Genomic DNA, 24,994 nt, shown 5'->3' on the forward strand with positions numbered 1-24,994 from the left:
AGGCTGTGTTCCTGAACTTCCACGCAGGTGCGTGGGAGTACGGCCCCAACGCGACCGCGGCCCCGAAGTTCCACGCACGTGCGTGGAACTTCGGGGCCGTCATCGTCTCCGCCGGGGCCGTCAGCCGGTGATGCCGAAGCCTTCCACGAAGGCCCGACCACGCTTCACCACGAGCTTCATCCGGTGCGGCCCGTCGCCGAGACCACTGACCACGGCGTGCTTCCACCTGCGCGGTGCCGCCGCTCGGCCCTTGAAGGACAGCACGCCGACGCGCTCCCCGTCGACGAAGAGCACCGCCTTGCCACCCCGGACAGCCCGGCCGAAGACCACGTCGAGCACGTCGCCACGGAAGGTCACCCGCATCGCGTCGCGGCCCAGGGTGGGTCCGCCGTTGTCGCAGTAGCTGCCACCGGGGGCCCTGCCCTTGACGATTCGCCAGCTGCCCGAGCGGAAGACCTTGCGACCCTGGCAGCGATGGGTCTTGTCGATCGTCGACGGCGCCTTGCCGCCGACGCTCAGCTGGGGCTCCTCGGGCGATCCGGTCGTGGGGCCGGTCGTGGGGCCGGTCGTCGGACCTGACGTGGGCCCGGTCGTCGGGCCCGTGGTCGGCGTGGGCGAGGAGCCCGGTTCGGTGACCGTCACCCGCACCGTGTCGGTGTCGGTCAGCCCGCCGGCGTCGGAGACGGTCACGGTCACGTCGTGGGTCCCCGGAGCCCCGAAGACGTGCGACGTCCGGGCGCCCTCGGCGTCCTTGGTCTGGCCGCCGTTGTCGAAGTCCCACGAATAGGTGAGCTCGCCCGGAGTCTCCTCGTCGGTGCTGCCGGACGCATCCAGGTCGACCCGGGTGCCGGCAGGGACCGTCGCCGGGCTGGCGGTCACCGCCGCCGCCGGCGCGGTGTTGGCCGCCGGGTCGGGCTCGTCGCCATACCCGTAGTCGAACTCTCCGCACCCGCCGCTGAGGATGAATCGGACGTCACCGGTCAGGTCGCCGTCGGCCTCGGCGGGCCCTTCTCCCTCGCCGCTCATGCCCAGGACGTCGAAGGTCAGGCAGTCGTGGTCGAACTCCCAGTTGCCCGAGGGGCTGCTCGGGTCGGCGTAGTTGTCGGTCCAGCCCTCACCCCCGTCGGAGAAGCGGGTGTCGCCGGCCGCGGCCGTCCAGGCTGCGTCGTTGAGGTCGGGCGTGTTGCTGCCCGGCTCGGGCTGGCTGTCGAGCGGTGACTGGGCCGGCGGGTCGTCGGTGCCGGCGTTGCCGTAGCCGTGCGCCTCGTCGGTGTAGGCGGTGTAGAAGCCCGGCGCGAACCCGATCGGGTCACGGTCGATCTGACCGTTGCCGTCGAGGTCGAAACCGGATCGGTCGCGCATCTCCATGTAGTAGGCGTGGTCGGAGGGACCCTCCGCGCCGGCAGCGACGTATTGCCACCCTTGCGTGCACTGACCGCCCGGCCCGTCCGCCCGGCAACCGCCGTTGAAGATCCGCAGGTCCTCGGGGGACCCGCTCGACTCGAAGTCGGTGTCGAAGAGGACCTCGGTGGTGCCGTCCGGCTTGGTGGCCGTGACCACCACGTCGTCGATGAACCAGCCCGGTCGAGCCAGGCCCGGGTCGGTGGAATAGCTGAATCGCAGCACGGGGGAGGCGGCCCCGGCCAGTGCGGAGATGTCGTAGCTGTCGGCGAGGTAGACCATCTCCGGCGTCTCGCCGACCTTGCGGTCGACGGCCTCGGTCTGCTCGTCGTAGGAGCCGGACGTCCCGGTGATGCCGTTGTCGTAGTGCTGCTGACAGGCGTTCTGGTTGGGGTTGCCGGCCAGCGGGTCGGTGTTGGAGGTCGTGTAGCCGTTGGCCGACGGGTGCGACCGGAAGCTCTTGCCGCCGTCGGTGGACGTCAGGACGAAGCCGTAGTCGTAGTCCCACTCGATGTCCCACATCGACTTGAAGTCGAGGCTGAGCTCCGTGCCCGCCGGCAGGTCTTCGAGACCGGGGATCATCAGGTCGATGTTGTGCCCCTTGCCGGGGTCCTTGGCACAACCGAAGTCGTTGCCGGAGCGCGACCACCACGTGTGGACCGGGGTCGCGGTGTCGCCGGTGTCGAACTTCGCCGGGTCGAGCAGGATCCGTCCGGGCAGCTTGGCGACATACATCTGGGAGTTCTGCACCCGGCCGACGCCGTCCTCGCCCTCACGCAGGGTGTAGGGCGTGCCGTCCGGCTGCTGCCAGGTGATCGAGTCGATGTCCTGCTTGGAGTCGGGGACGGCGGTCTCGGTGCGCGAGGAGTCGAGGACCTCGGGCACCACCCAGCCGAGCTCCTGGCGACCATAGGCGTCGATGTGGTGCGACTTGTCCGTCGCCATCAGGTTCCAGTCGCCGTAGGTCTCGCGGCCGCCGGTGGAGTAGAAGTCGGGCAGCCCGAGGGAGTGGCCGTATTCGTGGGAGATCACGCTCGCGGCGTCGATGGCCGTCTCGGGGTTGACGTTGTAGGGCCCGACGCGGACGAAGACCGGCAGGTCGGGGTCGACGACGACGTCCGGGTCACCCTCGTGGCTGAACTTGCTGTAGGTGTCGTCGGTGTAGAACAACGGCCGACCCTCGAGGTCCTTGAGCTGGTCGTCGGTCGTGAAGCCCGGCAGCTTGGTGACCGGGTCCGAGTAGTAGAACTCCAGGCTCGAGGAGTGCGGCCACACGTTGTCGTTGGGCACGACGCCGTACTTCTCCGGGCACCCGGCCACCGAGAGCTGGGAGGAGCCGTTGCCGCCGCAGCCGGCGAAGACGGCCATGAAGAAGTCGACCACGCCGTCCTTGTCGGTGTCGTAGTCGGAGTAGTCGATCTCGGGGTCGGCGATCGCGGCCGCGTCCAGGACGAGCTTGCCGGTGGGACCACACCCGGAGTCGATGGCCTGCAGCGCGCCGACCCCGGCGACGGCACCGGTCAGGGCCGAACCGTTCGAGTCGGCGCCGTAGTACTGCGTGGTTCCGGGCAGCTGGTAGACGCCGTCGCGGATCCGGTCGGGGTAGAGGGGCGTCCCCTCCTCGGAGACCGGGGTGTCCGCGAAGGTCGCGCCGGTGCAGGTCTGGGGCTGCGTCTTGGTGAAGGGGAAGGCACCTGAGCCGCCGGTCTGCGGGTTTCCGGTGTAGGTGAAGTCCTTGGCGTCGACCCCGGTGGAGGGCACGGTGCCCTCGGGGTGGAGCTGGCCCAGGCTCATCTCCTGGAACAGGTTGTAGGTCGAGCCCTCGTAGTCGGGGTCGTTGATGACCTTGTCGAGGCTGTTGTCGTGCGCGACGTAGTCGCGGTCGGTGTAGGCCACGGGGACCACGGGGAACGGGCGGTCTCCGTAGCGGGCGGTGTCGTACTCCTCGCCCGGGGGAATGACCTTCGGGCCGTGGCTGTCGACGTCGGTGGGCAGTGCGCCCGGAACGGTGATCGTCGCCGTGGTCGACAGGTCCCGCCACACGATCGTGGGCAGGGTGGACACCGAAGCGGCGCGGCTCTCCAGGACGAGGGTGCGGGTGGCGCCGGCCGGGATCGGGTCAGGGGACCACGTGACGGTCGTCGGCGTGGTGATTGCGCCGGCGGACGTCTGCTCGAACGTGCTGCCGGTGGGCGCAGTCACGGTGATGCTGGCGCCCGCGATGGGCACGGCGGTCGTGTTGGTCGCGATGATCCGCGACGGGTAGGTGTCGCCGGGCTTGACCCAGCCGACCGCCGAGACGAACGAGTTCTCGACCTCCAGGCCCCCCACCGATGCGGTGGAGGGGCGGGCTCAGCAGCTGCGGGAGCTGCGGGAGCTGCGGCAGCGGCCGGACTGCTGCCGGCCGGGGCGGCCAGCGCGCTGCCCGTCGTGCTGAGCGCGGTGGCGGTCAGCACGGTGACGAGCACGGTGGAGAGGGCGGCCAGATGTGGCCGGCGGAGACGAGACATGGCGTTCCTCGGGGCTCGAGACGCATCGGTGGTGCGTCGATGCCTGCGAAACGACGGGGAGGACAGTCTGGTTACGCGCGGGTAGCAGGCGCGTGGGTCCCGGAGACGCCAACGGCCCGCCAGCGCGAGGCTGACGGGCCGGTGATGACGCGGGGGAAGTCACTCCCCGGCGATGAACTTCTCCAGCTCGGCGCGGCCGAGGTCGTCGGGCATCTGCACCGGCGGGCTCTTCATCAGGTATGTCGACGCGGGGATGATCGGACCACCGACACCGCGGTCCATGGCGATCTTCGCGGCGCGCACGGCGTCGATGATGATGCCGGCCGAGTTGGGGGAGTCCCAGACCTCGAGCTTGTACTCGAGGTTGATCGGGGCGTCACCGAACGCGCGGCCCTCGAGGCGGACGTAGGCCCACTTGCGGTCGTCGAGCCACGCGACGTAGTCGGACGGGCCGATGTGGACGTTGCGGTCGCTGACCTTGTCCGCGAGCTCGCCCTTGAGGTTGGACGTGACGGCCTGGGTCTTGGAGACCTTCTTCGACTCCAGGCGCTCGCGCTCGAGCATGTTCTTGAAGTCCATGTTGCCGCCGACGTTGAGCTGGTAGGTGCGGTCGAGCGCCACTCCGCGGTCCTCGAACAGCTTGGCCATCACCCGGTGGGTGATGGTCGCGCCGACCTGGGACTTGATGTCGTCGCCGACGATCGGCACGCCCGCGTCCTCGAACTTCTTGGCCCACTCGGGGTCGGAGGCGATGAAGACGGGAAGCGCGTTGACGAAGCCACAACCGGCGTCGATGGCGCACTGGGCATAGAACTTGTCCGCCTCCTCCGAGCCGACGGGGAGGTAGGAGACGACCACGTCGACCTGGGCGGCCTTGAGGGCAGCCACGACGTCGACCGGCTCGGCCGGCGACTCGTCGATGGTCATGCGGTAGTACTTGCCGAGACCGTCCATGGTCGGCCCACGCTGGACCTCGACGCCCACGGTGGGGACGTCGCAGATCTTGATCGTGTTGTTCTCCGAGGCGTTGATGGCCTCCGAGAGGTCCTTGCCGACCTTCTTGTCGTCGACGTCGAAGGCGGCGACGAACTTCACGTCGTTGACGTGGTAGTCACCGAACTTGACGTGCATCAGGCCGGGGACGCTCCCCGTGGGGTCAGCGTCCTTGTAGTACTCGACACCCTGGACGAGGGACGTCGCGCAGTTGCCGACTCCCACGATTGCTACTCGTACGGACCCCATGGGGTACTCCTTTGCTGAGCTGGACGTTCACTTGTCTGTGGTCTGGGTTGCCTCGCCGCGTTCGGCAGAGATCAGGTCGGAGAGCCAGCGGACTTCTCTCTCGACCGACTCGACCCCGTGGCGCTGCAGTTCTGCGGCATACCTGTTGACTTCGGCCTGCGTGCGTTCGAGGTCCTGCTGGACGCGTTCCAGTCGTTCCTGCAGCCGCGTCCGGCGACCCTCGAGCACCCGCAGCCTGATCTCCATGTCGGTGGAGGAGAAGAACGCGAACCGGATGCCGAAGTTGTCGTCCTCCCAGGCGGCAGGACCCACCTCCGACATGAGGCGCTCGAACTCGGCATGGCCGGCCTCGGTCACCTGGTAGACGATCCGCGGTCGCCGCGTCACCTGGGTGGTGGTCGTGGCCTCCTCGATGAGGTTGGCCCTGAGCATCTTCTTCAGAGCCGGGTAGAGCGAGCCGTAGGACAGCACCCGGCCCCATCCCAGCATCAGGTTGAGCCGCTTGCGCAGCTCGTAGCCGTGCATCGGCCCCTCGTGCAGCAGCCCGAGGACTGCCAGCTCGATGGTCTCTGCGCGGCGTGACATACGACCTATCGTAGCGATATATCCGTCGTGTCTGAACACCCGCTGCCAGACGGGCGAATTCGTGGGTCGCAGGGGCCAGCGTCGTACCCTTGCGCGCGTGACCAAGCGCAGAGCCGACGGTCCTCCCGTCAAACGTCGTCCGACCAAGCCCACCCGGACGCGCGGTGAGCGGACCCGTGGGATCCTCAAGAAGCTGCTCGTCCTCGGCGTCGTGGGCCTGCTGGTCGCCACGGGTGTGCTGGTCGTCCTCTACCAGACCATCGAGATCCCCGACGAGAACGAGGCCTTCAAGGCGCAGACGACGTTCGTCTACTACAGCGGCGGCAAGGACGAGCTCGGCACCTACTACGACGACCAGAACCGGGTCTCCATCCCGCTTCGCGAGATGCCGCAGACGATGCAGGACGCCGTGGTCGCTGCCGAGAACCGGACGTTCTGGACCGACCCGGGCCTCGACTTCAAGGGCATCCTGCGTGCGGCCTTCTCCAACGCGCAGGGCAACGCCCGTCAGGGCGCCTCGACCATCACCCAGCAGTACGTCAAGATCCTCTACCTCACGAGCGAGCGCAGCTACACGCGCAAGCTCAAGGAGGCCATCGTCTCGCTCAAGATCCGCAACCAGCTGAGCAAGAACGAGATCCTCGAGGGCTACCTCAACACCATCTACTTCGGCCGCGGCGCCTACGGCATCCAGGCGGCGGCCGATGCCTTCTTCGGCAAGGAGGCCAAGGACCTGAGCCTGCGCGAGAGCGCCGTTCTTGCCACCACCCTCAACAACCCGTCGCGCTACGACCCAGCGGAGGGCCGCGAGGCCAAGCGTGAGCTCAAGGACCGCTACGCCTACGTCCTGGACGGCATGGCGGAGATGGGGACCATCTCGGCCGAGGAGGCTGAGCGGGCGCAGAAGCGGCTGCCGAAGTTCCCCGAGGTCGCAGCCCAGAGCCAGTACGGCGGCCAGCGCGGCCACGCCCTCAAGCTGGTCAAGTCCGAGCTGCTGCGGCTCGGCTTCGACCAGCAGGAGATCGACGGCGGCGGCCTGCGGGTGACCACCACCTTCACCCGCGAGGCGATGGCGGCCGCCCAGGAGGGCGTGCTCGAGCAGCGCCCCGACGGCTTCAGCGACAAGCAGCTGCACGTCGGCGCGGCGACTGTCGAGGTCGGCAACGGCGCGCTCCGCGGGTTCTACGGCGGGCAGGACTACCTCGACTCGCAGTTCAACTGGGCGGTCTCCGGCGGCCAGGGCGGGTCGACGATGAAGATCGCGGCACTCGTGGCCGCCATCAAGGACGGCTATTCGCTCCGGGACACCTTCGAGGGCAACTCGCCCTACATCCTCCCCGACGGCACCGACGTCGAGAACCAGGGCGACACCGACTACGGGTCGGCGATCTCGATGGTCTCGGCGGCCGAGAACTCGGTCAACACCGCCTTCATCGACATGACCCTGGGCATGGACGACGGGCCGGAGAAGATCATCAGTGCCGCGAACGACCTGGGGATCCCGCCGGGCAAGGCGAGCCGCAAGACCACCGGCATCCCCAACTCCTCCCCGGGCCTCGAGCCCATCACGGGGGTCGCCCTGGGCAACGCGACGGTGAGCCCGATCAACATGGCCAACGCCTACGCGACCATCGCTGCCGGTGGTGAGCGGTCGACCGTGCACGTGGTCGAGCGCGTGGTCGACGCCTCCGGCGAGGAGCGCTACGCCTGGAAGAACGACAGCAAGCGCACGATCGACGAGGACATCGCCGCCGACGTCTCCTACGCCCTGCAGCAGGTCGTCCAGTCGGGTTCGGGCACGTCCGCCCTGGCCCTGGGGCGGCCGGCGGCCGGCAAGACGGGCACGGCCACCAACGGCGACGGCGAGGTGTCCTCGGCGTGGTTCGCCGGCTACACCCCGCAGCTCGCGACAGCCGTCATGTATGTCCGCGGGAAGGGCAACGAGCAGCTGGAGGGCTGGCTGCCCTCCTACTTCGGTGGCGCCTACCCGGCCGACACCTGGACCGCGATCATGCAGACGCTGATGGCGGACATGGAGGTCGAGGACTTCCCCGAGCCTGCCTACGTCGACGGGGACGCGCCTGACGAGAGCCACGAATACGTCGAGCCGACGGAGACGACCACCTTCACGCCGTCCCCGTCACCGACGCGCAAGCCCACCAAGAAGCCGACGAAGAAGTCTCCGAAGCCCGAGCCGACGGAGACCGAGACGCCGACCCCGGTGCCGACCGAGACGGTGACGCCGACGCCGACCGAGACGTTGATCCCGGAACCGCCCCCGTCGTCCACGCCCCCACCGTCCGAGACGCCTCCTCCGTCGGAGACTCCACCCGGACAGGCGGCCACGCCGGGGTCCGGGACCACCACGACGACGTCGCCCCGTCGCCGGTCCTGAGCGACCCGACGGACGTGGTCGGTCGATCCGCCATGATCTCCCCATGAGCGGGGGAGCAGACGAGCGCGGGGGCGTCGGGATGCGACAGGTCGCGCCGACGCGCGACGACGACCTGGTGCGTTCGGTCAGCGAGGTCGTGGGCGGGCCGCTCGGTGACCATGCGGGCCGACACCCGTGGTGGACCCCGCTGCGGGTGGTGCTGGTCCTGGGCGCGCTCGCGATGTCGCTGGGGATCATGGCCAAGGCGCCATGCCTCGACGTGGCGGGCGAGACCACCACCGGGCGCTATGCGGCGCTGTGCTGGACCGACACGTCGACGACCTATGTCGCCTCCGGCTTCGCCGAAGGACTCTGGCCCTTCACCGACGACGCGCAGGCGCGGGCCCGCTATGCCCCCTCAGGCCTGCCACCGCTCCCCGGCTATGTCGCCTTCGTCTCCCAGCGGATCACCGGCCTGCTGAGCGGTTCGCCCGACCTCGACGCCCGGGGCCAGGTCTCGGTCGCGGAGGTCGCCGAGCAGCCCGAGGTCCAGCGGGAGGCCGCGATCTTCTCCCTCGTGACCGCGGTCCTCCTCGCCGCGGCAGGACTGTTCGCCGCCGCACTGCTCAGCGGCGTACGGCGACAGCGACCCTGGGACGCTGCCGCCTTCGCGATGGCTCCCGTGCTCATCGCGTTCTTCCCGATCGCCTGGGACCTGTTGGCTGCTGCCGCGGTGGCCGCCACGCTGTGGGCGTGGGCACGCGAACGCCGCGTCCTCGCCGGGGTGGCCATCGGAGTGGGGGCGGCAGCCTCTCCACTCGTGGCGCTGCTGCTCGTCCCGGCCGTGGCGGTGCTGGGCAGGGACCGCCGCTGGCCACAGGCAGGGACGGTGGCGCTCGCGGCGTGCGCGACATGGTTGCTGCTCACCCTGCCGGCCTGGGCGAGCTCGCCCGCGGCGTGGCGGGCGTCCTGGCGGGGCCATGTCGACGGAGCAGACATCGGCTCGCTGTGGCAGCTGGCCAGCGAGGTCACCGGCCGCGTGCCGTCGACCAGGGTCCTGCTGCTCGCCCTCGCCCTGGCCCTGGTCTGCCTGGCCGCCGTCGTCGGCCACCTGGCCTGGCGGGCGCGCTGGTCGTTCGCCAGTCTCGGCACGCTGACGATCGCGGTCGCCCTGTTCGTGAGCCCCACGTCCTCGCCCGGCCTGGCGCTGGTGCTCCTCCCCCTGGCGGTGGTGGCGGTCCGCTCCTGGACCCATCTGCTGGTGTGGCAGGGGTGCGAGATCATCCACTGGGCGATGCTCGGGTTCTATCTCGGCGGTGCGCTGGCGCCCGCAGCCGGCGGTGATGCCCGCGCCTACTGGTGGGGCATCGCGATGCGCCTGGGTGGTCTGGTGTGGCTGATCGGCGCCACGGCCCTCGTCGCGGGTGACGCGGGTCCCGGCTCAGACGACGACGACGCGGTCGAAGCTGGTCGCGGTGAAGCGGACCCTGACCTCGAGGTCCTCGCCGACGTCAGGCACCCGTCCGCCTGACGGCACGAACAGCATCGAGGCCTGCATGTGGGGCGGCTCGGCGAAGAGCCGCTGCTTGCCGTCGATCGCGAAGGGTGACCGGACCAGGCCGACGGCGTCGAGGCCGCTGCGGGCGATCGTCGCGGCCCGGTTGCGCAGCGACTGGTCGCCGAGGGGGGCCTCGAGGCCGATGCCGTGGGCCGTCCCTCCGCTGACGATGACCAGGTGTCCGCTCCTGGGCAGCGAACGACCGCGATAGCCGAAGGTCTCGCCGCGTTCGAGGGGATGCACGTCGAGAACGGTCGCGGTGGCCTTGAGGGCAGTGCGGTCACCGAGCCACAGGTCGGTGCCGACCCGGGGACGGATAGTGAAGTCCCCGAACTCCGAGCGCAGCGCGGTGAGCTCGGCCGGGCTCAGGTGGCTCACGAAGACGGTGCGGGTCCGCAGACCGGTCGCGACCACGTCGTTGAGGAGACGGCGCACCTCAGCCAGGTGGGACGAGACGTTGAGGGGCAGGTGCACCGCGATGCCGCACAGGCCGGGCAGCTTCCGGTCCTCGATCACCCGCGCGACCTCGATGAGCTCGTGGCGCGTCATGCCATGGCGCCGCATCGAGGTCAGCTGCTCGAGCACGAAGCGCGCCCCCGGCTCGCGGGTGGTGAGGTCCTCGAGGTCGGTCGGTCGACTGACGGTGTGGATCACGCGCCGGCCGTGCGGCTCCGGGTCGGCTCCGGTCGCACCCGAGGGCCGCCACGGCGTCAGCACCATGACGTCCCCGGCGAACCGGTCGACGACCTGCGACACCTCCGGATAGGTGCCGACCGCCATCAGGTCGAGGGCTGAGCCGGTGTCGGCGGCCCGCTCGGCCAGCCAGGCGCAGCGGCGGGCCAGGCGACCGAGGCCGAAGCCGTAGCCGTTGCCCTTCGCGACCGGCACGATGCCCGGCCGGGCACGCGTCGCCTCGACCAGGTGACGCCGCCAGCGCTCGCCGTCCACCGTCAGCTCGAGGCCCATCACTTGCGCCTGGACATGTAGAGGTCGAAGGCCGCGTAGAGCGCCTTGTTGAGGGGCAGGTCCCACTCGCCGACATGTTCGACGGCCTCGCCACCGGTCCCGACCTTGAACTGGATGAGTCCGACGTGGGAGTCGTCGGAGTCCAGCGTGTCGGTGATGCCGCGCAGGTCGTAGACGGACGCGCCACTGGCCAGGGCGTGGCGGATCATCTCCCACTGCACGGCGTTGGAGCCGCGGACGTCGCGCTTCTCGGTGGAGCTCGCGCCGTAGGAGTACCACGCGTGCGTCCCGACCCTGATGCTGATGGTGCTGGCGACCAGGTCGTCCTCGTGGCGGGCCAGCCAGAGGCTGATCCGCTCGGGAGCCTCGGCCGAGAGGGCGTCGTACATCGTCTCGAAGTAGCCGATGCCGCGCGGGGTGAACCCGTCGCGCCCGGCAGTGTGGACATAGAGGTCGTGGAAGGCCTTGAGGTCCTCGCGGGTCCCCTGCTCGACCACGACGCCCGCCTTGGCGGCCTTCTTGATGTTGCGACGCCACTGCTGGTTCATGCCCTTGAGGACGTCGTCCTCGGTGCGGGCCGCCCCGTCCTCGGTGACGAGCGGGATGACGAAGTTGAACTGCGGCTGGCCCGCTGCGAAGCCGCCCTCGACGGACTGCGGCCGCCAGCCGAGCTCCTCGAGCTGGGCGACGACACTCGCCCCGACGCGCGAACGCTCCGACGGGGCCACGTCGCCGAGCCGGCGCACGCCCTCGTCGGCGATGCCCTCCTTGACCTGGGCCGCGGTCCACCTGCGGGTGATCACGGGAGGTCCGATGCGGATGCCGAAGGCGCCCTGCTGCTTCACGTGGCGGCTCAGCGGCTCGAGCCACCCGGCGAGGTCCTCGTCGGACCAGTCGATGACGGGTCCCTCGGGCAGGTAGGCGAGGAAGCGCTTGACCTTGGGCAGCTGGCGATAGAGGACGAGGGCGACCCCCACCAGCTCGCCGTCACGGAGCCACCCCAGGCTCTCGGCGCGCCACTCCGGCTTCACCCGGGCCCAGGCGGGCGTCTGGAGGAAGCTGGCGCTGGGCCGGGCGGCAATGAAGTCACGGTGCTCGGCCGAGGTGATCGGGCGCACCGTCAGGGGGGTGGGACGGTCGCTGGGACGGGGGCTTGTCACGGTGGCGAGGTTAGCCGAGAGACCGGCATGGGCCGTTCGGGTGAGAGGTCTAGTCATTTGTGACTAGACGCGGTGTGGCCCGAATCACTCATGGACCAGTAACCCTTTTTGCAACTGCTCGTTCACACTGCACACGGGCAAGTACCTGTTGGTCCTGGGAGGGAACGGCTGGTCGCCACCCGTTACAAGCACGCCCGAACCATCAGGGGCCGGGCCATCCGAGGGAGTAAGTCAATGAACGTCGTCAAGACTCGCAGTCACACCCGACTCGCCGCCGCAGCCGTCCTTGCCCTGGGCCTGGCCACCGCCAGCCCGGTGATGGCTGACCCCGGCAACGGCAACGGTCACGGCAACGCCAACGGACACTCGGCCGAGCAGTCCGCACCCGGACAGTCCGCACCCGAGACGGCCCCCGCCGCCCCGGCTCCTGCCCCGGCCGCCCCGGCTGCCGACAGCGGCAACGGCAACCAGGGCAACGACAACGGCAAGGGCGAGTCCGCCAAGCCCGAGCCCGCCAAGCCTGCTCCGGCCAAGCCTGCCAAGCCCGCGCCGGCCAAGCCCGCGCCTGCTCCGGCCAAGCCTGCCAAGCCCGCGCCGGCCAAGCCCGCGCCTGCTCCGGCCAAGCCTGCCAAGCCCGCGCCCGCCAAGGGCGACCCGGCCGGCAACAACGGCACGGTCAAGATCGCGCCGTACGGCGACGTCGACCGCATCCCCAACAACACCCCGCACGTCGGCTGCACCTTCCAGGTCGAGTGGTTCGGATTCGACCAGGGCGCGGTCTCGCAGGTCACCTTCGCCGAGCACGCCCCCACCACTGGTGTCGGCATGACCGTGTCGGGTGACTCGCTGACGGTCGACGTCGGCCACGACGCGGCGAGCGGCGCCGGCACGAGCACCGGCTTCGACCAGGTCGCCCGCTACTCGCTGTCCTTCACCGAGCCGGGTCACGCCAAGCAGGGCTACCACGTGAAGCTCACGATCAACACCACCGGCAGCCAGGGTGCTGACGTCAAGCACAAGGTCTTCTGGGTCGAGGGCTGTGGCCCCGTCGCCCCGACCACCCCGCCTGCGGAGAACCCCGGCAGCCCGATCGTCTCGAACCCCGGCACGCCGGTGGTCGTCGAGGCCCCCGAGGCACCGCTGGCCGGTCCGGTCGCCCCGGTTGTCGCCGGCACCACCGCGGTGGTCCCGGGCAGCACCACCACCTCCGCCGCTCCGCAGGTCCTCGGTGAGGAGGCTGCCACCGGCGCCGAGGTGACCACCGTCGACACGTCGTCGACCTCGGAGTCCGCTGCCGCCGAGGCCGCCGCTGCCGCTGACGCCGAGGTGCTCGGTGCCCAGGCGACGAACGACGCCCCCGGTGTCCAGCTGCCCACGGCCATCGACGCCGGTGCCAACGCGCTCGGCATCCAGAGCCCCGCCGAGCGCTCCGTGTTCGGTCTGCTGCTGATGCTGCTCGGTGCGGCCTTCGCCAGGTTCGCCTGGACCCGCCGGGCACGTGCCTGATCGCTCGAACCTCGGCCAGCGCCTCGCCCCTGTGGGCGGGGCGCTGGCCGCTTTGCTGCTCATCATCACCGGGTGGACCCTGTGGAACAGGCCCGCGTCGGACGGTCCGACCGCAGACCGTTCGTCCAGCGGTGCCCTCGCCGACCTCCCGACAGCCGCGAGCGCGCCGGCGAGCCCGGGTTCACCGCGCCGCATCGTCGTCCCTGCGCTGTCCGTGGACGCGCCTGTCGACCCGATCCTCGCCACCGACCGGACCTTGACACCGCCGGCCGACCCGCAGCGGATCGGCTGGTGGGCGGACGGTGCCCGACCCGGTGACCGGCGCGGGACGGCGCTGCTCACGGGGCACACCGTGAGCACGGGGGGCGGTGCCCTCGACGACCTCGAGGACCTCGTCGCCGGCGACCGGCTCGAGGTGTCGAGCAGCCGCGGCAGCATCGACTACACCGTGGCGTCGGTCGAGATCATCTCGACGAGCGAGGTCGCCGCCCGCCATCGAGAGCTGTTCGACCAGGGCGGAGCCCCTCGCCTCGTGCTGGTCACCTGCGAGGACTGGGACGGCGAGGCATACCAGAGCAGCGTCGTGGTGACCGCCTCTCCCACCTCCGCTGGCTGAGCCGGCTCGCCTCAGACCCGCTCGCGCAACCAGGCGATGTCGTCGAGGTGGGCTGCAGCGGGGCCCGGGGTCTCGAGCAGGACCGGCGCCCCCGCGTCGCGGATCACCGCCGCGAGGAGATCGGGGTCGATGCGACCCGCCCCGAGGTTGGCATGCCGGTCGGCACCGGAGTCGAAGTCGTCACGGCTGTCGTTGCAGTGCACGAGGTCGATGCGTCCGGTGATCGCCACCACGTCGGCGACCACCGTCTCGAGCGGGTTGCCGCCGGCGTGCGCGTGGCAGGTGTCGAGGCAGAAGCCGACCATGTCGGCCTGCTCGCACGCAGCGATCGCGTCCCACACCCCGGCGATCCGGTCGAGGTAGCGGGTCATCGCGTTGTCGCCGCCAGCGGTGTTCTCGATCAGCAGCGGCACCTTGAGGTCGGTGGCGTCCACGGCCTTGCGCCAGTTGTCGAAACCGACGCTCGGGTCGTCGGCGGCGTTGACGTGTCCGCCGTGGACGATCAGCCCCTTGGCGCCGATCTCCGCGGCTGCGTCGACGTGTTGCTGGAGCAGCTTGCGGCTGGGGATCCGGATGCGGTTGTTGGTGGTGGCGACGTTGACGATGTAGGGGGCGTGGACATAGAGGTCGACGCCCGCGGCCTCGGCGGCCGACCGGAGCGCGGCCGGGCCGTCGGCATGACGGACCTCGGGGCCCTTGTAGCTCTGCGGGTCGCCGAGGAAGAACTGCACGAGGGGCGCCTGGCGCGCCTGCGCCTCCCCGATCGGGTCGGTCTGGTCGACGTGGGCGCCGATCTGGATCGTCATGACGCAGACGTTAGAGGAGTATGCCGACAGCCACCGCGACGCAGAGCGCGATCAACGCTCCGCAGGCCCCGACGACCGTCCATGCAGCCGCGTCGGCGTGGGGACGTCGGGGCCGTCCGGGCGACGGGCATCGATCAGGCACAGGCGGACCGGGTTCGCGGGGATGTCGAGCCGTCTCAGCAGGCGCAGCGCGGCCTCCGCGGACGCGAGACGCTGCTCCGGGTCGACGACCAGCAGCCTGTCGAGCAGCGGGCGCAGTGGACCCGAGCCGATGGCACCCTGACGGTCGGGCGGCAGCCCGGTGATCAGCTGCAGGCCGACGCGACCCACCGCGTAGAGATCCTGAGAGGGGTCGGGCAGCGCGCCGCGAGCCTGCTCGGGCGCCATGTAGCCGTCGGTGCCGATCGCTCCCGGGACCGTGGTGTAGCGGGAGTCGGCGATCGGGGCCGCGACACCGAAGTCACCGAGCCGCAGGTGCGGGGCGCCGTCGCCGGTGGGCTCGAGCAGCAGGTTGGCCGGCTTGACGTCGCGGTGGACCAGGCCGGCCGCGTGCACCGCGGCGAGCGCGCCGAGGAGCTGCTCGAGCAGGACGGCGGCATGTCCGACCGGCAGAGGACCGTGCTCGTCGAGGAGGTCCTGCACCGAACCGCCGGCGACGAGGTCCATGGCCAGGACGACGAGGTCGTCGTCTGCGGCCCAGCTGATGGGCGCGACCACGTGGGGGTGGCGCACGCGCACCGCCTGCTCCCGGACGAACCTGATCAGCAGGGCGGCGTTGTGCTGCCCGAGCACCTTGACGGCGACCACCCGGCCGGTGCGCTCGTCGCGGGCCCGCCACACCGTGCCCATCCCGCCGGCGCCGATCTGGTCGAGCATGGCGTAGCGACCAGCGATGACCGTGCGGTGGAGAGGCGCCGTACGCATGCCGACGACGCTAGCCGCGAGACGTCCGTGCTGCGCGCGCTCGTCCACAGGCCAGCGGGCGGGCAGGATTGCCCGACCGGGCCGGGCCGCTGTTAACCTTGCCTGTCGCCCTCGACCGAAGAGGGCATCCTCCTGCCACGGAACGTCCGTGGCCGCATGAGTCCGAAGGAGGTAGACACGCATGACGCGTGCCTACGAAGTGATGGTGATCCTCGACCCCAGTCTCGAGGAGCGCACCATCGAACCGTCCCTGGACAAGTACCTCAACGTCATCCGCAAGGACGGCGGCACTGTCGACAACGTCGACGTGTGGGGTCGCCGTCGCCTGGCCTACGAGGTCAAGAAGAACGCCGAGGGCATCTATGCCGTCATCACGCTGCAGGCAGAGCCGGCGACGGTCAAGGAGTTCGAGCGTCAGCTGACGCTCAACGAGTCCATCCTGCGCACCAAGGTCATGCGTCCCGACGCCCACTGAGGCATCGGGTCCTTCGACCCACACCGCTGTGTCGGTGGGCTGTGCCATCGTGCCCCTCGACATCACTGATCAGCTGACCTCTCCAGGAGACCTGACATGGCAGGCGAAACCGTCATCACCGTCGTCGGCAACCTCGTCGACGACCCGGAGCTGCGCTTCACCCCCTCAGGGGCGGCCGTGGCCAACTTCCGGATCGCATCGACGCCGCGCACCTTCGACAAGCAGTCCAACGAGTGGAAGGACGGCGATGCGCTGTTCCTCTCCTGCTCGGTGTGGCGGCAGGCGGCGGAGAACGTCGCCGAGTCCCTCCAGCGCGGCATGCGTGTCGTGGTGCAGGGCCGTCTGAAGTCGCGGCAGTACGAGACCCGCGAGGGTGAGAAGCGCACCGTCTTCGAGATCGATGTCGAAGAGGTCGGTCCGTCGCTCAAGTACGCAACCGCCAAGGTCACCCGTGCCAACCGCTCCGGCGGCGGCGGGGGCTTCGGTGGCGGCGGCCAGGGCGGCCAGGGCGGATCTGCCGGTGGCCAGGCTCCGGCCGACGACCCGTGGGCCACGCCCGCGCCCGCCCAGGGTGGCGGCTACGGCGGCCAGCAGGGCGGCGGCCAGCAGGGCGGCTCCTATGGCGGTGGCTCCGCTCCCGCAGCAGACCCGTGGGGCGCCCCCGGCGTCGGCGGCGGCTCCGACGAGCCTCCGTTCTGAGCCACTGATCAGGCTCCACAACATCCGAGAAACACACCACAACCATTCCGGCGCAAGCCGGGCTTCTAGAAAGGGAGCACCACAATGGCCAAGGCAGTGATTCGCAAGCCCAAGAAGAAGGTTTGCCAGTTCTGCAAGGAGAAGGCGACCGGTGTCGACTACAAGGACACCACCCTGCTCCGGAAGTTCATCTCCGACCGCGGCAAGATCCGCGCCCGTCGCGTGACCGGCAACTGCGTCCAGCACCAGCGGGACGTGGCGATCGCGGTCAAGAACGCGCGCGAGCTCGCGCTGCTGCCCTACACGTCCACCGGTCGCTGAGGAAGGAGTCCGACATGAAGCTCATCCTGACCCAGGAAGTTGACGGCCTCGGTGCTCCCGGCGACGTGGTCGAGGTCAAGGACGGCTACGGCCGCAACTACCTCATCCCGCGTGGCTTCGGCATCCGCTGGACCCGTGGTGGCGAGAAGACCATCGAGTCGATCAAGACGGCGCGCAACGCGCGGGCCGCTCGTGATGCCGACCACGCGACCGAGATCAAGACCAAGCTCGAGCAGGGTCCGGTCAACGTCAAGGTTCGCGCCGGCGAGGGTGGTCGTCTCTTCGGAGCCGTCACCACCACGGAGATCGCCGACGCGATCACCGAGGTCTCGGGCGAGAAGGTCGACCGTCGCACCATCGTGGTCACCAACCCGATCAAGTCGCTCGGCGCCCACGAGGTGTCGGTCAAGCTCCACGACGAGGTCTCCGCATCGGTGGCCCTCAACGTGGTCTCCGCCTGACGCTGACGCACACCGCTCGGCCCGCCCGCTCTTGTCGAGCAGGCGGGCCGAGCGGCATTTTGTGGACGAACGGCAGCGGGCCCAGCGGCGGGGAGGTTGGTCCCGGCGGCTACGAGACGTCGACCCAGGGACGCCGGGCGTAGCCGAAGAGCAGGACGATGAGCAGCAGCAGCACCCCGCCGGCCCCGGCATAGACCTGGGTCATGGCCTCGTCGGCCCCGGCGGCGAACACCAGCACCGGCGCCACCGCGAGGACGACGTTGAGCACCATCGTGGTCCGCAGCCAGGCGCTCGCCGACCGGTCACCACTCGCGCTGGCCAGGCCGGCGAGGTGGTGGCACAACGCGATGCAGAAGATCACCTGCGGCAGGTTCACCGCCCAACGCAGGGACGGGTCGTTGCGCTCGAGCGCCTCCAGGGTCCAGGGCAGCCACAGCACGCACGAGAAGAGCAGGGCCACCACGGCGAGCGCCAGCACCAGGGTGCGGTCGTGAAGTCGGCGTACGCCCCACACGACCAGCAGCCAGCCGACGGGGTCGGCCAGGGCGTCGTGACCGCTGTCGAACCGCGCGACCAGCACCACGATCACGAGCCCCATCGCGATCGACTGGAGCGGCATCATGGCCGAGAGGCTAGTGCCCCGAGGACCAGCCACCGGTCACTGCGCGCCCGTCTGGTCAGCAGCACGAAGCGTGCGCCCATGAAGACGACGACCAGCGTCACCCACACCGGCACGAGGCCGCCGGGTCCACTCGCGGCGAGCAGGGCGAGGGGCGCATAGAGGGCGAGCACGCCGAGGCCGGCCCAGGCGAGGTAGGCGCCGTCACCGGCGCCGATGAGCACTCCGTCCAGGACGAAGACCACTCCCGCGATCGGCTGCCCGGCTGCGGCCACCAGAAGCACCGGGACCAGGAGTCGTTGCACCTGCGGGTCGGAGGAGAACAGGGCGCCGAGGAAGGGCGACACGGCGGCCAGGAGGATGCCACTGGCGATCCCCGCACCCCAGCCCCACTGCACCATCCGGCGGGTGAGGTGGCGCGTGCGGGCCGCGTCGCCGGCGCCGAGCGCCCGGCCGGTGATGGCCTGGGCGGCGATCGCCAGCGCATCGAGGGCGAACGCCAGGAAGGTCCACACGGCGAGGGCGATCTGGTGGACTGCCAGGTTGACGGTCGTTCCGGGGTCGGAGCCAGTCGCTGCGATCGTCGCTGCGTATGTGCCGATCAGCAGGCACGCGCGGAGCGTGAGCGTCCGCAGCACGAGCGGGACCCCGGCGCGCGCGGCGAGGATGACGCCGCGCCGATCGGGACGCAGGGCTGCACCCTCGCGCCGTGCAGCCCTGGCGACCACGGCGACCAGCACGGCGGCGCTGCCGACCTGGGCGAGCACCGAGCCCAGCGCCGATCCACCGATCCCGAGGTCGAGGCCATAGACCAGGACGACGTTGAGGACGATGTTGGCGACGTTGCCGCCGATCGCGACCCACAGCGGGGTGCGCGTGTCCTGCAGGCCGCGCAGCACGCCGGTCGCCGCCAGCATCAGCAGCAGCGGGATCGTGCCGAGGACAGCGATCTCGAGGTAGGTCGCGGCCTGCTCACTGACGTCGGCGGGAGCACCGAAGAGGTCGACGAGGGGGCGGGCGAGGGTCGCGCCGAGCACGGTGACGAAGCTGCCGATCAGCACGGCGAGCCAGCAGCCGTCGATGCCCTGGGTGAGGGCACCGCGCAGGTCGCCGGCGCCGAGCTGGCGCGCGACGGTGGCGGTGGTGCCGTAGGCCAGGAAGATGCAGAGGCCGACGAGGGTCGAGAGCACCGCCCCGGCGATGCCCAGCCCTGCGAGCTCGGTGGTGCCGAGGTGGCCGATGATCGCGGCGTCCGAGAGGAGGAAGAGCGGCTCGGCGACGAGGGCGAGGAACGCCGGCACGGCCAGGCGAACGATCTCCCGGTCGGTGGCGTCCACCCGCGGATCCTAGCGGCGCCAGGTCGCGCGACCGACCCCGTCGATCCCACGTTCGGGTGGTTCGCATGGCCCGATTTGACTACCTGTGCATAGCCGGTGAACAACTCCACCGCATTTGCGTCCCAAACGGCTTGTCGACAAACCGACCGGAGGCAACCGAGGCGTGGGATTCACATGGAAAGTTGCTGCAAATTCTTTTCTCTCCACAGGCAAGACGGGGCAAAACCGCAGGTCAGCGCGCTGTCCGGCTGGATGATCCGGATTCTGTCCACAGTTGCCTCCACAGTTGCTGCACACTGCATGGCGCGTCGTCCACCCCTGACCCTGAGTTATCCACACGGCCTGTGGATAACTGTCAAACGAGGAGTGGCCGGACCCCCTTGTCAGGACGTAGCGTCGCGCGAAGTCCCCGGGTCGGCTTCCGTTCGGGGGGAGCCGATGCACGACGTTGTCGGTGGGTCTGCCTACCGTCCGGAACGGGTCCGTGGAGCAGGCCAGGGGGTGGTGAGCTCCGCGAGCCACACTCGAGCAGCACAGGGCAACAACACGGTCGTCGTACGGCGAGAAGGGGGCACCGGTGAGCATCACCGACCAGGGTCGCAGCGAGTCAGGCATCGACTGGGGCGACGGCCCGGCTGCCTACGAGCCCGGCCAGGCCCCACGCCGGCCCGGCGACCGCACGCCCCCTCAGGACAACGCGGCCGAGCAGAGCGTGCTCGGCGCCATGCTGATCTCCAAGGACGAGATCGCCAACGTGATCGAGACGCTGCGCGGCACCGACTTCTATCGCCCCGCCCACGAGGTCATCCACGACACCATCGTCGACCTCTTCAGCCGGGGCGAGCCGGCCGACCCGGTGACGGTCGCGGCCGAGCTGTTCCGCAAGGGCGAGCTGGAACGGGCCGGCGGAGCGCCATACCTCCACACGCTCTCGGCCAACGTGCCGATCGCGGCCAACGCCGGCTACTACGCCGAGATCGTCCGGGAGAAGTCGATCCTGCGGCGCCTCGTCGACGCCGGCACCAAGATCGTGCAGATCGGTTATGCCGGCGAGGGCCAGGTCGACGACGTCGTCGACCAGGCGCAGGCCGAGGTCTACAAGATCACCGACCGCCGTGCCGCCGAGGACTATGCCCCGCTGAGCGACATCATGAACCCGGTCCTCGACGAGATCGAGGCCATCGGCAACCGTGAGGACGGGCTCTATGGCGTTCCCACCGGCTTCGCCGACCTCGACGAGCTGACCAACGGCCTGCATGCCGGTCAGATGATCATCGTCGCGGCGCGTCCCGCCATGGGCAAGTCAACACTGGCTCTCGACTTCTGCCGGGCAGCCTCGATCCACAACAACCTGACCAGCGTCTTCTTCAGCCTCGAGATGACGCGCACCGAGATCATGATGCGGCTGCTGTCGGCCGAGGCGAAGGTGCCCCTCAACAACATCCGCAACGGTCACATGACCGAGCAGGACTGGGACATGCTGGCGCGCAAGATGGGCCAGGTCTCGGGGGCGCCGATGTTCATCGACGACTCGCCCAACATGACGATGATGGAGATCCGGGCCAAGGCCAGGCGGCTCAAGCAGCGACACGACCTCAAGATCATCGTCATCGACTACATGCAGCTGATGACGTCGGGCAAGAAGGTCGAGTCCCGCCAGCTCGAGGTCTCCGAGTTCTCCCGGCAGATCAAGCTGCTCGCCAAGGAGCTCGAGGTCCCGATCATCGCGCTCTCCCAGCTCAACCGTGGTCCTGAGCAGCGAGCCGACAAGAAGCCGATGATGAGTGACCTGCGAGAGTCGGGGTCGCTCGAGCAGGACGCCGACATGGTCATCCTGCTGCACCGCGAGGACGTGTATGAGAAGGAGTCGGCCCGCCCCGGCGAGGCCGACCTGATCGTGGCCAAGCACCGCAACGGCCCGACCCGCGACCTCACCGTGGCCTTCCAGGGTCACTACTCGCGGTTCGTGGACATGGCGCACTGACGCACGACGGCCCCGTCTGCAGTCGCAGACGGGGCCGTCGAGGCAGGTAGGCGCGGAGATCAGACCACGGTCACCGTGATCGGGGTGCCGAACAGGTATTCGTCATAGCCGGCGTCGTACTCGAAGAACGCCTTCATCGTGTAGGTGCCGGGGGCGAAGTCCAGGTAGTCGTGGGTGTAGATCTGGAACGTCCCGTCGGCCTTCACGCTCGACACACCGAGCAGGTCGGGCGAGGCGGAGCCGAGCGTCAGGTCGCCGTCGTCGTTGTAGGTGTCGACCCAGCCCTTGGTGGCGACGCTGCCCTTGTAGACCACCTGGCCGGTGATCGACGGCGCCTCGTACTCGGCTCGGTTGACCGTCACCGAGGTGGTGGCGAGGGTCATCGTCGAGTTGAAGGAGACGATCTTGACCTTCGCCTTCTTCACCTTCTTCACCTTGGCCGTCACGACGTGCTCGCCGACCGCGAGGGACGAGGGGATCGACAGCGTCGCCTTGCGCTTCTTCAGCTTCACCGTGCCGGCGGAGACCCCGTCGATGGCGAACTTGACCTTGCCCTTGCGGAAGCCCTTGGCCTTGACGGTGACGGTGTCGGTGGTCAGGTTGTGGTGGACATAACCCTTCCGGGCCGAGATGGCGAGCTTCTTGTTGGCCTTGACCTTGAGCAGCTGCCTCACCTGGGTCGTCTCGCCGGTGGCCTGGGCTGTGCCGGCCAGACCGACCGTGGGCGAGACGAGAGCGATGCTGGTCAGAGCGCCCAGGAGGATGCGGGTGGTCTTGTTCAAGGGGTGGCTCGCTTCTGTGTCCTGCTCGGGGTTCCCGAACGTGGTTGTGTGGTCGAGGCTTCATCTACCCGCCCTGCGCTCCGGCAAACACCAATCGGCTCGCAGCCTCGGCTGGTCGCCGCTCAGCGAACCCGCTTCCACGTGCAGTCGCCGTCCAGCAGCACGACCTTCGCGGTGGCCGGGACCTTCAACAGACCCTCGTTGTCCGCGAGTCCGTTGAACCTGTCGGCGGCGGCGAAGGACCTGAAGGTCTCCCACTCGCAGCCGAAGGTGTCGAGGCGCACCGCCTTGTAGGTCGCGTGCTTCGCGAGGTGAGCGCCCACGACGAACTCGCCCTCACCCACGATCCTCTTGCGGGGCCTCTTCGGCAGCTCGTCGACGTGGGTGACGGTGCCGCACCCCTCGATGTGGACGTCCTTGGCGCCGGCGGGCACGTTGAGCAGCTCGGGAGTCGACGCCGTGGTGAAGTGGGAGGTGGCGCTCGACGGGCTCATCGTGGAGAAGGTGCACCCGTCGGGGCCGCCCGAGGCCCATACCCAGCCCGGCATGATGTCGCGGCCGACGACGAGGTCGCGAGGGTCTGAGGGCGCGGCAGCCACCGGCGACGCGGAGACCAGCGAGGTGGCGGCCACGGCCGCGAGGGTGAGGACGAGACTGGCTCGGCTGCGGATCACGTTGTCTCCGTGTGTCAGATGGGCGGGCAGCGCGCCCGGGCGGTCGGAGTGTGGCAGAGGTTGCGCTCAGGCGCCGCGGAAGCCGTTGAGCAGCAGCCAGAAGACCAGCACGCCCACGGCCGCTGCGAGCAGTCCCCACCACACCCCGGTCAGGGCTCGTCGACCCGTGGACGAGCCGGCGCGGGCCAGGTCCGGGAGCGCGACAGCGACGCCGGCACCGATGGCGGCCATGACCAGGAGCTGGGCGACGATGATCCAGTTCTCCGAACCGGGGTCGTCGAGGAACGTCGCGGCCAGCGGCAGGCTCAGCATGCCCGCAGCGAGGAGCACCAGCGCGCCGACGACGCGCTGCACGGTGGGAGTCATGGCCCAGAACCTAGCGATGACGTCAGCTGGGCGCACCCAGCGGAACCTGGGCGATCTCCTCGTAGGTCTGCCCGTCGTCACCGAACAGCACCTTCAACAGCGAGATGTGCGTCGCTCGCCACTCGGGGCCCTGGTGGTCGTCGGCGTCCCACTCGAGGCGCTCGAGGAACGTCGGGTCGTCGGGCAGGTCGAGGGAGGCGAGGTCGAACTCCGGCCGGAAGCTGCGCCGGTCGAGGAAGAAACGCTCCCGCTTGGCCGCCTCGTGGAACTGGCCGAAGATCGATCGCAGACCGTCGGTCTCCCCGCCGAGCTTGGCCTTGACGAAGAGCTTTGTGTCGGTGAGCTCGATGTCGAGCTCGTTGACATGGACCACGGGTGAGGGCCACGTCGCGGCAGCCGCCATCAGGGCCTGCGCCAGGTGCAGCGAGTCGGCGATCGTCACGTTGCCGAAACGGCCCAGACGGACGAAGGCCGTGCCTGACCCGACGAGGGTCAGGGGGGTCACGGTGGGCTCCGGATCGACCTGGCGCTTGCGCAGTCGCTGGAGGACGCTGCCCCTCTCCACACCCACGTCGGGGGCGCCGGGCTTCAGGTGGATCGTCTGCGCGGCCGTGAACGCGTCGTCCAACACCGACGACGGCGGGACGATCACGGCTTGTAGCTGCATCCGTCCACCTCGCTCACTATTGCCCCCTGCGAATTCCACTGTAGGTCCACAGACCCACTACAGGATGCTTCTTCAACGATGGGAGTGCCTGGAGGCGACGGGGCTCAGCCTGCCGTGTCGTCCCTGCGTCGGCGTACGTCGACAAGCACCCCGGGCTCGGCGCGGAAGTCGATGCGCCGCACGACCCCGTCCTCGACGCTGAAGTCGAAGACCACCCGCGCCTGCCCGCGGTCGAACCACGCGGCGCCCGGTCTGTCGGCCACGAAGACCGGCAGCGCAGCCGACGCGGCGCCGTTGAAGAACTCGGCGACGGCACGCTGGCCGTCGATCGCTGCGGGGGTGCCGAGGGCGACGGCCGCCTGGTCGCCGGCGACGACGGCGTCGGGCGCGAGCAGTGTCAGCAGGCGGGCGAAGTCGCCCTCCCGTGCGGCGGCGAGGAAGGCGTCGACGACCACCCAGTCGGCCCGGTGGTCGGGCTCCTGGGGCTGGGCGACCTTGCCGCGCGCGCGGGACGCGAGCTTGCGGGCGGCGGAGGGGGTGGTGTCCAGGACCGCGGCGATCGTCGTGAAGTCGACCCCGAAGCTGTCGTGCAGGACGAAGGCGACCCGTTCGCTCGGGGAGAGGCGGTCGAGCACGACCTGGAGGGCGACGCCGACCGTGTCGGCGAGGACGACGTGGTCCGCGGGATCGACCGGTGGGCTCGCGGCCGCGCTGACCCGCTCGACCTCCTCGTCCTCGACCGGCAGCGGCACCCGCAGGCGCAGCCGGTCGAGGCACAGCCGGGTCGTGACGGTGGTCAGCCAGCCCGGGAGGTTGTCGATCTCGGCCTCGTTGCGGTCGAGCCGGAGCCAGGCCGTCTGCACGACGTCCTCGGCCTCACCGCGGTCGCCGAGGACGTTGGTGGCGATGCGCAGCAGCCGCGCTCGCTCGGCCTCGAACACCTGCGTCTGGTCCATGTCGG

Annotated in this window: 24 protein-coding genes; 10 read left to right on the forward strand and 14 right to left on the reverse strand. The window is 69.8% G+C overall.

The window, feature by feature from the left end; genetic code table 11:
* Window positions 1-5: 5 nt before the first annotated feature.
* Window positions 6-131, forward strand: coding sequence for a hypothetical protein (locus tag G7071_RS19590; RefSeq protein ID WP_281351739.1), 126 nt, complete (start codon window positions 6-8; stop codon window positions 129-131).
* On the opposite strand, the gene G7071_RS05315 is transcribed toward G7071_RS19590, so the two are convergent.
* From G7071_RS05315 to G7071_RS05325, 3 genes are all read right to left on the reverse strand, one after another.
* Window positions 121-3,732, reverse strand: a complete 3,612-nt coding sequence (locus G7071_RS05315) for a PKD domain-containing protein (RefSeq protein WP_166315827.1) — start codon at window positions 3,730-3,732, stop codon at window positions 121-123. The two genes, G7071_RS19590 and G7071_RS05315, sit on opposite strands and share 11 nt — an antisense overlap.
* A 338-nt stretch (window positions 3,733-4,070) precedes the next feature.
* Window positions 4,071-5,153, reverse strand: a complete 1,083-nt coding sequence (locus tag G7071_RS05320) for an inositol-3-phosphate synthase (RefSeq protein WP_166315830.1) — start codon at window positions 5,151-5,153, stop codon at window positions 4,071-4,073.
* Between the two features lie 27 nt (window positions 5,154-5,180).
* Entirely contained in the window at window positions 5,181-5,738 is a 558-nt protein-coding gene (locus tag G7071_RS05325) for a PadR family transcriptional regulator (RefSeq protein ID WP_166315833.1), read from the reverse strand.
* Between the two features lie 97 nt (window positions 5,739-5,835).
* Here G7071_RS05325 and G7071_RS05330 point away from each other — a divergent pair, with 97 nt between their 5' ends.
* Window positions 5,836-8,133, forward strand: coding sequence for a transglycosylase domain-containing protein (locus G7071_RS05330; RefSeq protein ID WP_246210473.1), 2,298 nt, complete (start codon window positions 5,836-5,838; stop codon window positions 8,131-8,133).
* A 43-nt stretch (window positions 8,134-8,176) separates the two neighbouring features.
* Complete coding sequence (locus G7071_RS05335; RefSeq protein ID WP_166315839.1) at window positions 8,177-9,643, forward strand: glycosyltransferase 87 family protein; 1,467 nt, start codon at window positions 8,177-8,179, stop codon at window positions 9,641-9,643.
* Here G7071_RS05335 and G7071_RS05340 read toward each other — a convergent pair.
* Both G7071_RS05340 and G7071_RS05345 read right to left on the reverse strand, forming a co-directional pair.
* Window positions 9,554-10,636, reverse strand: coding sequence for an alanine racemase (locus tag G7071_RS05340; RefSeq protein WP_166315842.1), 1,083 nt, complete (start codon window positions 10,634-10,636; stop codon window positions 9,554-9,556). The genes G7071_RS05335 and G7071_RS05340 overlap by 90 nt on opposite strands.
* Complete coding sequence (locus G7071_RS05345; protein WP_281351740.1) at window positions 10,636-11,796, reverse strand: lipid II:glycine glycyltransferase FemX; 1,161 nt, start codon at window positions 11,794-11,796, stop codon at window positions 10,636-10,638. Before G7071_RS05345 ends, G7071_RS05340 begins: the two co-directional genes overlap by 1 nt.
* A gap of 234 nt (window positions 11,797-12,030) precedes the next feature.
* Here G7071_RS05345 and G7071_RS05350 point away from each other — a divergent pair, with 234 nt between their 5' ends.
* Together G7071_RS05350 and G7071_RS05355 are read left to right on the forward strand one after the other, a co-directional pair.
* Window positions 12,031-13,302: a hypothetical protein gene (locus tag G7071_RS05350; protein ID WP_166313517.1), complete on the forward strand. Its 1,272-nt coding sequence runs from the start codon at window positions 12,031-12,033 to the stop codon at window positions 13,300-13,302.
* A complete protein-coding gene (locus G7071_RS05355) occupies window positions 13,295-13,918 on the forward strand; it encodes a class F sortase (RefSeq protein WP_246210475.1) in 624 nt (207 codons plus the stop codon). Before G7071_RS05350 ends, G7071_RS05355 begins: the two co-directional genes overlap by 8 nt.
* A gap of 11 nt (window positions 13,919-13,929) precedes the next feature.
* Here the strand turns inward: G7071_RS05355 and G7071_RS05360 are convergent, their stop codons facing one another.
* The gene (locus G7071_RS05360; RefSeq protein ID WP_166315847.1) at window positions 13,930-14,724 is read right to left on the reverse strand and encodes a deoxyribonuclease IV; all 795 of its coding nucleotides are present in this window, start codon (window positions 14,722-14,724) and stop codon (window positions 13,930-13,932) included.
* 51 nt (window positions 14,725-14,775) lie between these two features.
* Window positions 14,776-15,648 (reverse strand): serine/threonine-protein kinase, encoded by an 873-nt coding sequence (locus tag G7071_RS05365; protein ID WP_246210476.1) that lies wholly within the window; start codon window positions 15,646-15,648, stop codon window positions 14,776-14,778.
* A 181-nt stretch (window positions 15,649-15,829) separates the two neighbouring features.
* Here G7071_RS05365 and rpsF point away from each other — a divergent pair, with 181 nt between their 5' ends.
* The 4 genes from rpsF to rplI all read left to right on the forward strand — a co-directional run bounded on the left by rpsF (window position 15,830) and on the right by rplI (window position 17,604).
* The gene (rpsF, locus tag G7071_RS05370) at window positions 15,830-16,123 is read left to right on the forward strand and encodes a 30S ribosomal protein S6 (protein WP_166315850.1); all 294 of its coding nucleotides are present in this window, start codon (window positions 15,830-15,832) and stop codon (window positions 16,121-16,123) included.
* Window positions 16,124-16,219: 96 nt separating this feature from the next.
* The gene (locus tag G7071_RS05375) at window positions 16,220-16,822 is read left to right on the forward strand and encodes a single-stranded DNA-binding protein (protein ID WP_166315853.1); all 603 of its coding nucleotides are present in this window, start codon (window positions 16,220-16,222) and stop codon (window positions 16,820-16,822) included.
* 84 nt (window positions 16,823-16,906) lie between these two features.
* The gene (gene rpsR / locus G7071_RS05380; protein ID WP_057322350.1) at window positions 16,907-17,143 is read left to right on the forward strand and encodes a 30S ribosomal protein S18; all 237 of its coding nucleotides are present in this window, start codon (window positions 16,907-16,909) and stop codon (window positions 17,141-17,143) included.
* A 14-nt stretch (window positions 17,144-17,157) separates the two neighbouring features.
* Window positions 17,158-17,604, forward strand: a complete 447-nt coding sequence (gene rplI, locus G7071_RS05385) for a 50S ribosomal protein L9 (RefSeq protein ID WP_166315856.1) — start codon at window positions 17,158-17,160, stop codon at window positions 17,602-17,604.
* Between the two features lie 109 nt (window positions 17,605-17,713).
* Here the strand turns inward: rplI and G7071_RS05390 are convergent, their stop codons facing one another.
* On the reverse strand, window positions 17,714-18,226 hold the full coding sequence (locus tag G7071_RS05390; protein WP_166315859.1) for a hypothetical protein: 513 nt from the start codon (window positions 18,224-18,226) through the stop codon (window positions 17,714-17,716).
* Window positions 18,223-19,560: an MATE family efflux transporter gene (locus tag G7071_RS05395; protein ID WP_166315862.1), complete on the reverse strand. Its 1,338-nt coding sequence runs from the start codon at window positions 19,558-19,560 to the stop codon at window positions 18,223-18,225. Before G7071_RS05395 ends, G7071_RS05390 begins: the two co-directional genes overlap by 4 nt.
* Window positions 19,561-20,173: 613 nt before the next feature.
* On the opposite strand from G7071_RS05395, the gene dnaB reads away from it, so the two are divergent.
* Window positions 20,174-21,544: a replicative DNA helicase gene (gene dnaB / locus G7071_RS05400; protein WP_246210618.1), complete on the forward strand. Its 1,371-nt coding sequence runs from the start codon at window positions 20,174-20,176 to the stop codon at window positions 21,542-21,544.
* A 59-nt stretch (window positions 21,545-21,603) separates the two neighbouring features.
* Here dnaB and G7071_RS05405 read toward each other — a convergent pair whose 3' ends face one another.
* From G7071_RS05405 to G7071_RS05425, 5 genes are all read right to left on the reverse strand, one after another.
* The gene (locus G7071_RS05405; protein WP_166315868.1) at window positions 21,604-22,326 is read right to left on the reverse strand and encodes a hypothetical protein; all 723 of its coding nucleotides are present in this window, start codon (window positions 22,324-22,326) and stop codon (window positions 21,604-21,606) included.
* A gap of 122 nt (window positions 22,327-22,448) precedes the next feature.
* On the reverse strand, window positions 22,449-23,000 hold the full coding sequence (locus G7071_RS05410) for a hypothetical protein (protein WP_166315871.1): 552 nt from the start codon (window positions 22,998-23,000) through the stop codon (window positions 22,449-22,451).
* Window positions 23,001-23,066: 66 nt separating this feature from the next.
* Window positions 23,067-23,366 (reverse strand): hypothetical protein, encoded by a 300-nt coding sequence (locus G7071_RS05415; protein WP_166315874.1) that lies wholly within the window; start codon window positions 23,364-23,366, stop codon window positions 23,067-23,069.
* A gap of 22 nt (window positions 23,367-23,388) precedes the next feature.
* Window positions 23,389-24,033 (reverse strand): 2'-5' RNA ligase family protein, encoded by a 645-nt coding sequence (locus G7071_RS05420; protein ID WP_166315877.1) that lies wholly within the window; start codon window positions 24,031-24,033, stop codon window positions 23,389-23,391.
* A gap of 104 nt (window positions 24,034-24,137) precedes the next feature.
* On the reverse strand, window positions 24,138-24,989 hold the full coding sequence (locus G7071_RS05425; RefSeq protein WP_166315880.1) for a sigma-70 family RNA polymerase sigma factor: 852 nt from the start codon (window positions 24,987-24,989) through the stop codon (window positions 24,138-24,140).
* Window positions 24,990-24,994 lie beyond the last annotated feature (5 nt).

Origin of the sequence: Nocardioides piscis, assembly GCF_011300215.1 — a bacterium.
GTDB classification, from domain to species: Bacteria; Actinomycetota; Actinomycetes; order Propionibacteriales; family Nocardioidaceae; genus Nocardioides; species Nocardioides piscis.

Bases quoted from the DNA above. Each gene is read 5' to 3' on its own strand.
- rplI (WP_166315856.1), top strand. From the start codon at position 17,158: ATGAAGCTCATCCTGACCCAGGAAGTTGACGGCCTCGGTGCTCCCGGC.
- G7071_RS05320 (WP_166315830.1), bottom strand. From the start codon at position 5,153: ATGGGGTCCGTACGAGTAGCAATCGTGGGAGTCGGCAACTGCGCGACG.
- rpsF (WP_166315850.1), top strand. From the start codon at position 15,830: ATGACGCGTGCCTACGAAGTGATGGTGATCCTCGACCCCAGTCTCGAG.
- G7071_RS05360 (WP_166315847.1), bottom strand. From the start codon at position 14,724: ATGACGATCCAGATCGGCGCCCACGTCGACCAGACCGACCCGATCGGG.
- G7071_RS05325 (WP_166315833.1), bottom strand. From the start codon at position 5,738: ATGTCACGCCGCGCAGAGACCATCGAGCTGGCAGTCCTCGGGCTGCTG.
- G7071_RS05390 (WP_166315859.1), bottom strand. From the start codon at position 18,226: ATGATGCCGCTCCAGTCGATCGCGATGGGGCTCGTGATCGTGGTGCTG.
- G7071_RS05365 (WP_246210476.1), bottom strand. From the start codon at position 15,648: ATGCGTACGGCGCCTCTCCACCGCACGGTCATCGCTGGTCGCTACGCC.
- G7071_RS05335 (WP_166315839.1), top strand. From the start codon at position 8,177: ATGAGCGGGGGAGCAGACGAGCGCGGGGGCGTCGGGATGCGACAGGTC.
- G7071_RS05415 (WP_166315874.1), bottom strand. From the start codon at position 23,366: ATGACTCCCACCGTGCAGCGCGTCGTCGGCGCGCTGGTGCTCCTCGCT.
- G7071_RS05375 (WP_166315853.1), top strand. From the start codon at position 16,220: ATGGCAGGCGAAACCGTCATCACCGTCGTCGGCAACCTCGTCGACGAC.
- G7071_RS05425 (WP_166315880.1), bottom strand. From the start codon at position 24,989: ATGGACCAGACGCAGGTGTTCGAGGCCGAGCGAGCGCGGCTGCTGCGC.
- rpsR (WP_057322350.1), top strand. From the start codon at position 16,907: ATGGCCAAGGCAGTGATTCGCAAGCCCAAGAAGAAGGTTTGCCAGTTC.
- G7071_RS05420 (WP_166315877.1), bottom strand. From the start codon at position 24,033: ATGCAGCTACAAGCCGTGATCGTCCCGCCGTCGTCGGTGTTGGACGAC.
- G7071_RS05340 (WP_166315842.1), bottom strand. From the start codon at position 10,636: ATGGGCCTCGAGCTGACGGTGGACGGCGAGCGCTGGCGGCGTCACCTG.
- G7071_RS05350 (WP_166313517.1), top strand. From the start codon at position 12,031: ATGAACGTCGTCAAGACTCGCAGTCACACCCGACTCGCCGCCGCAGCC.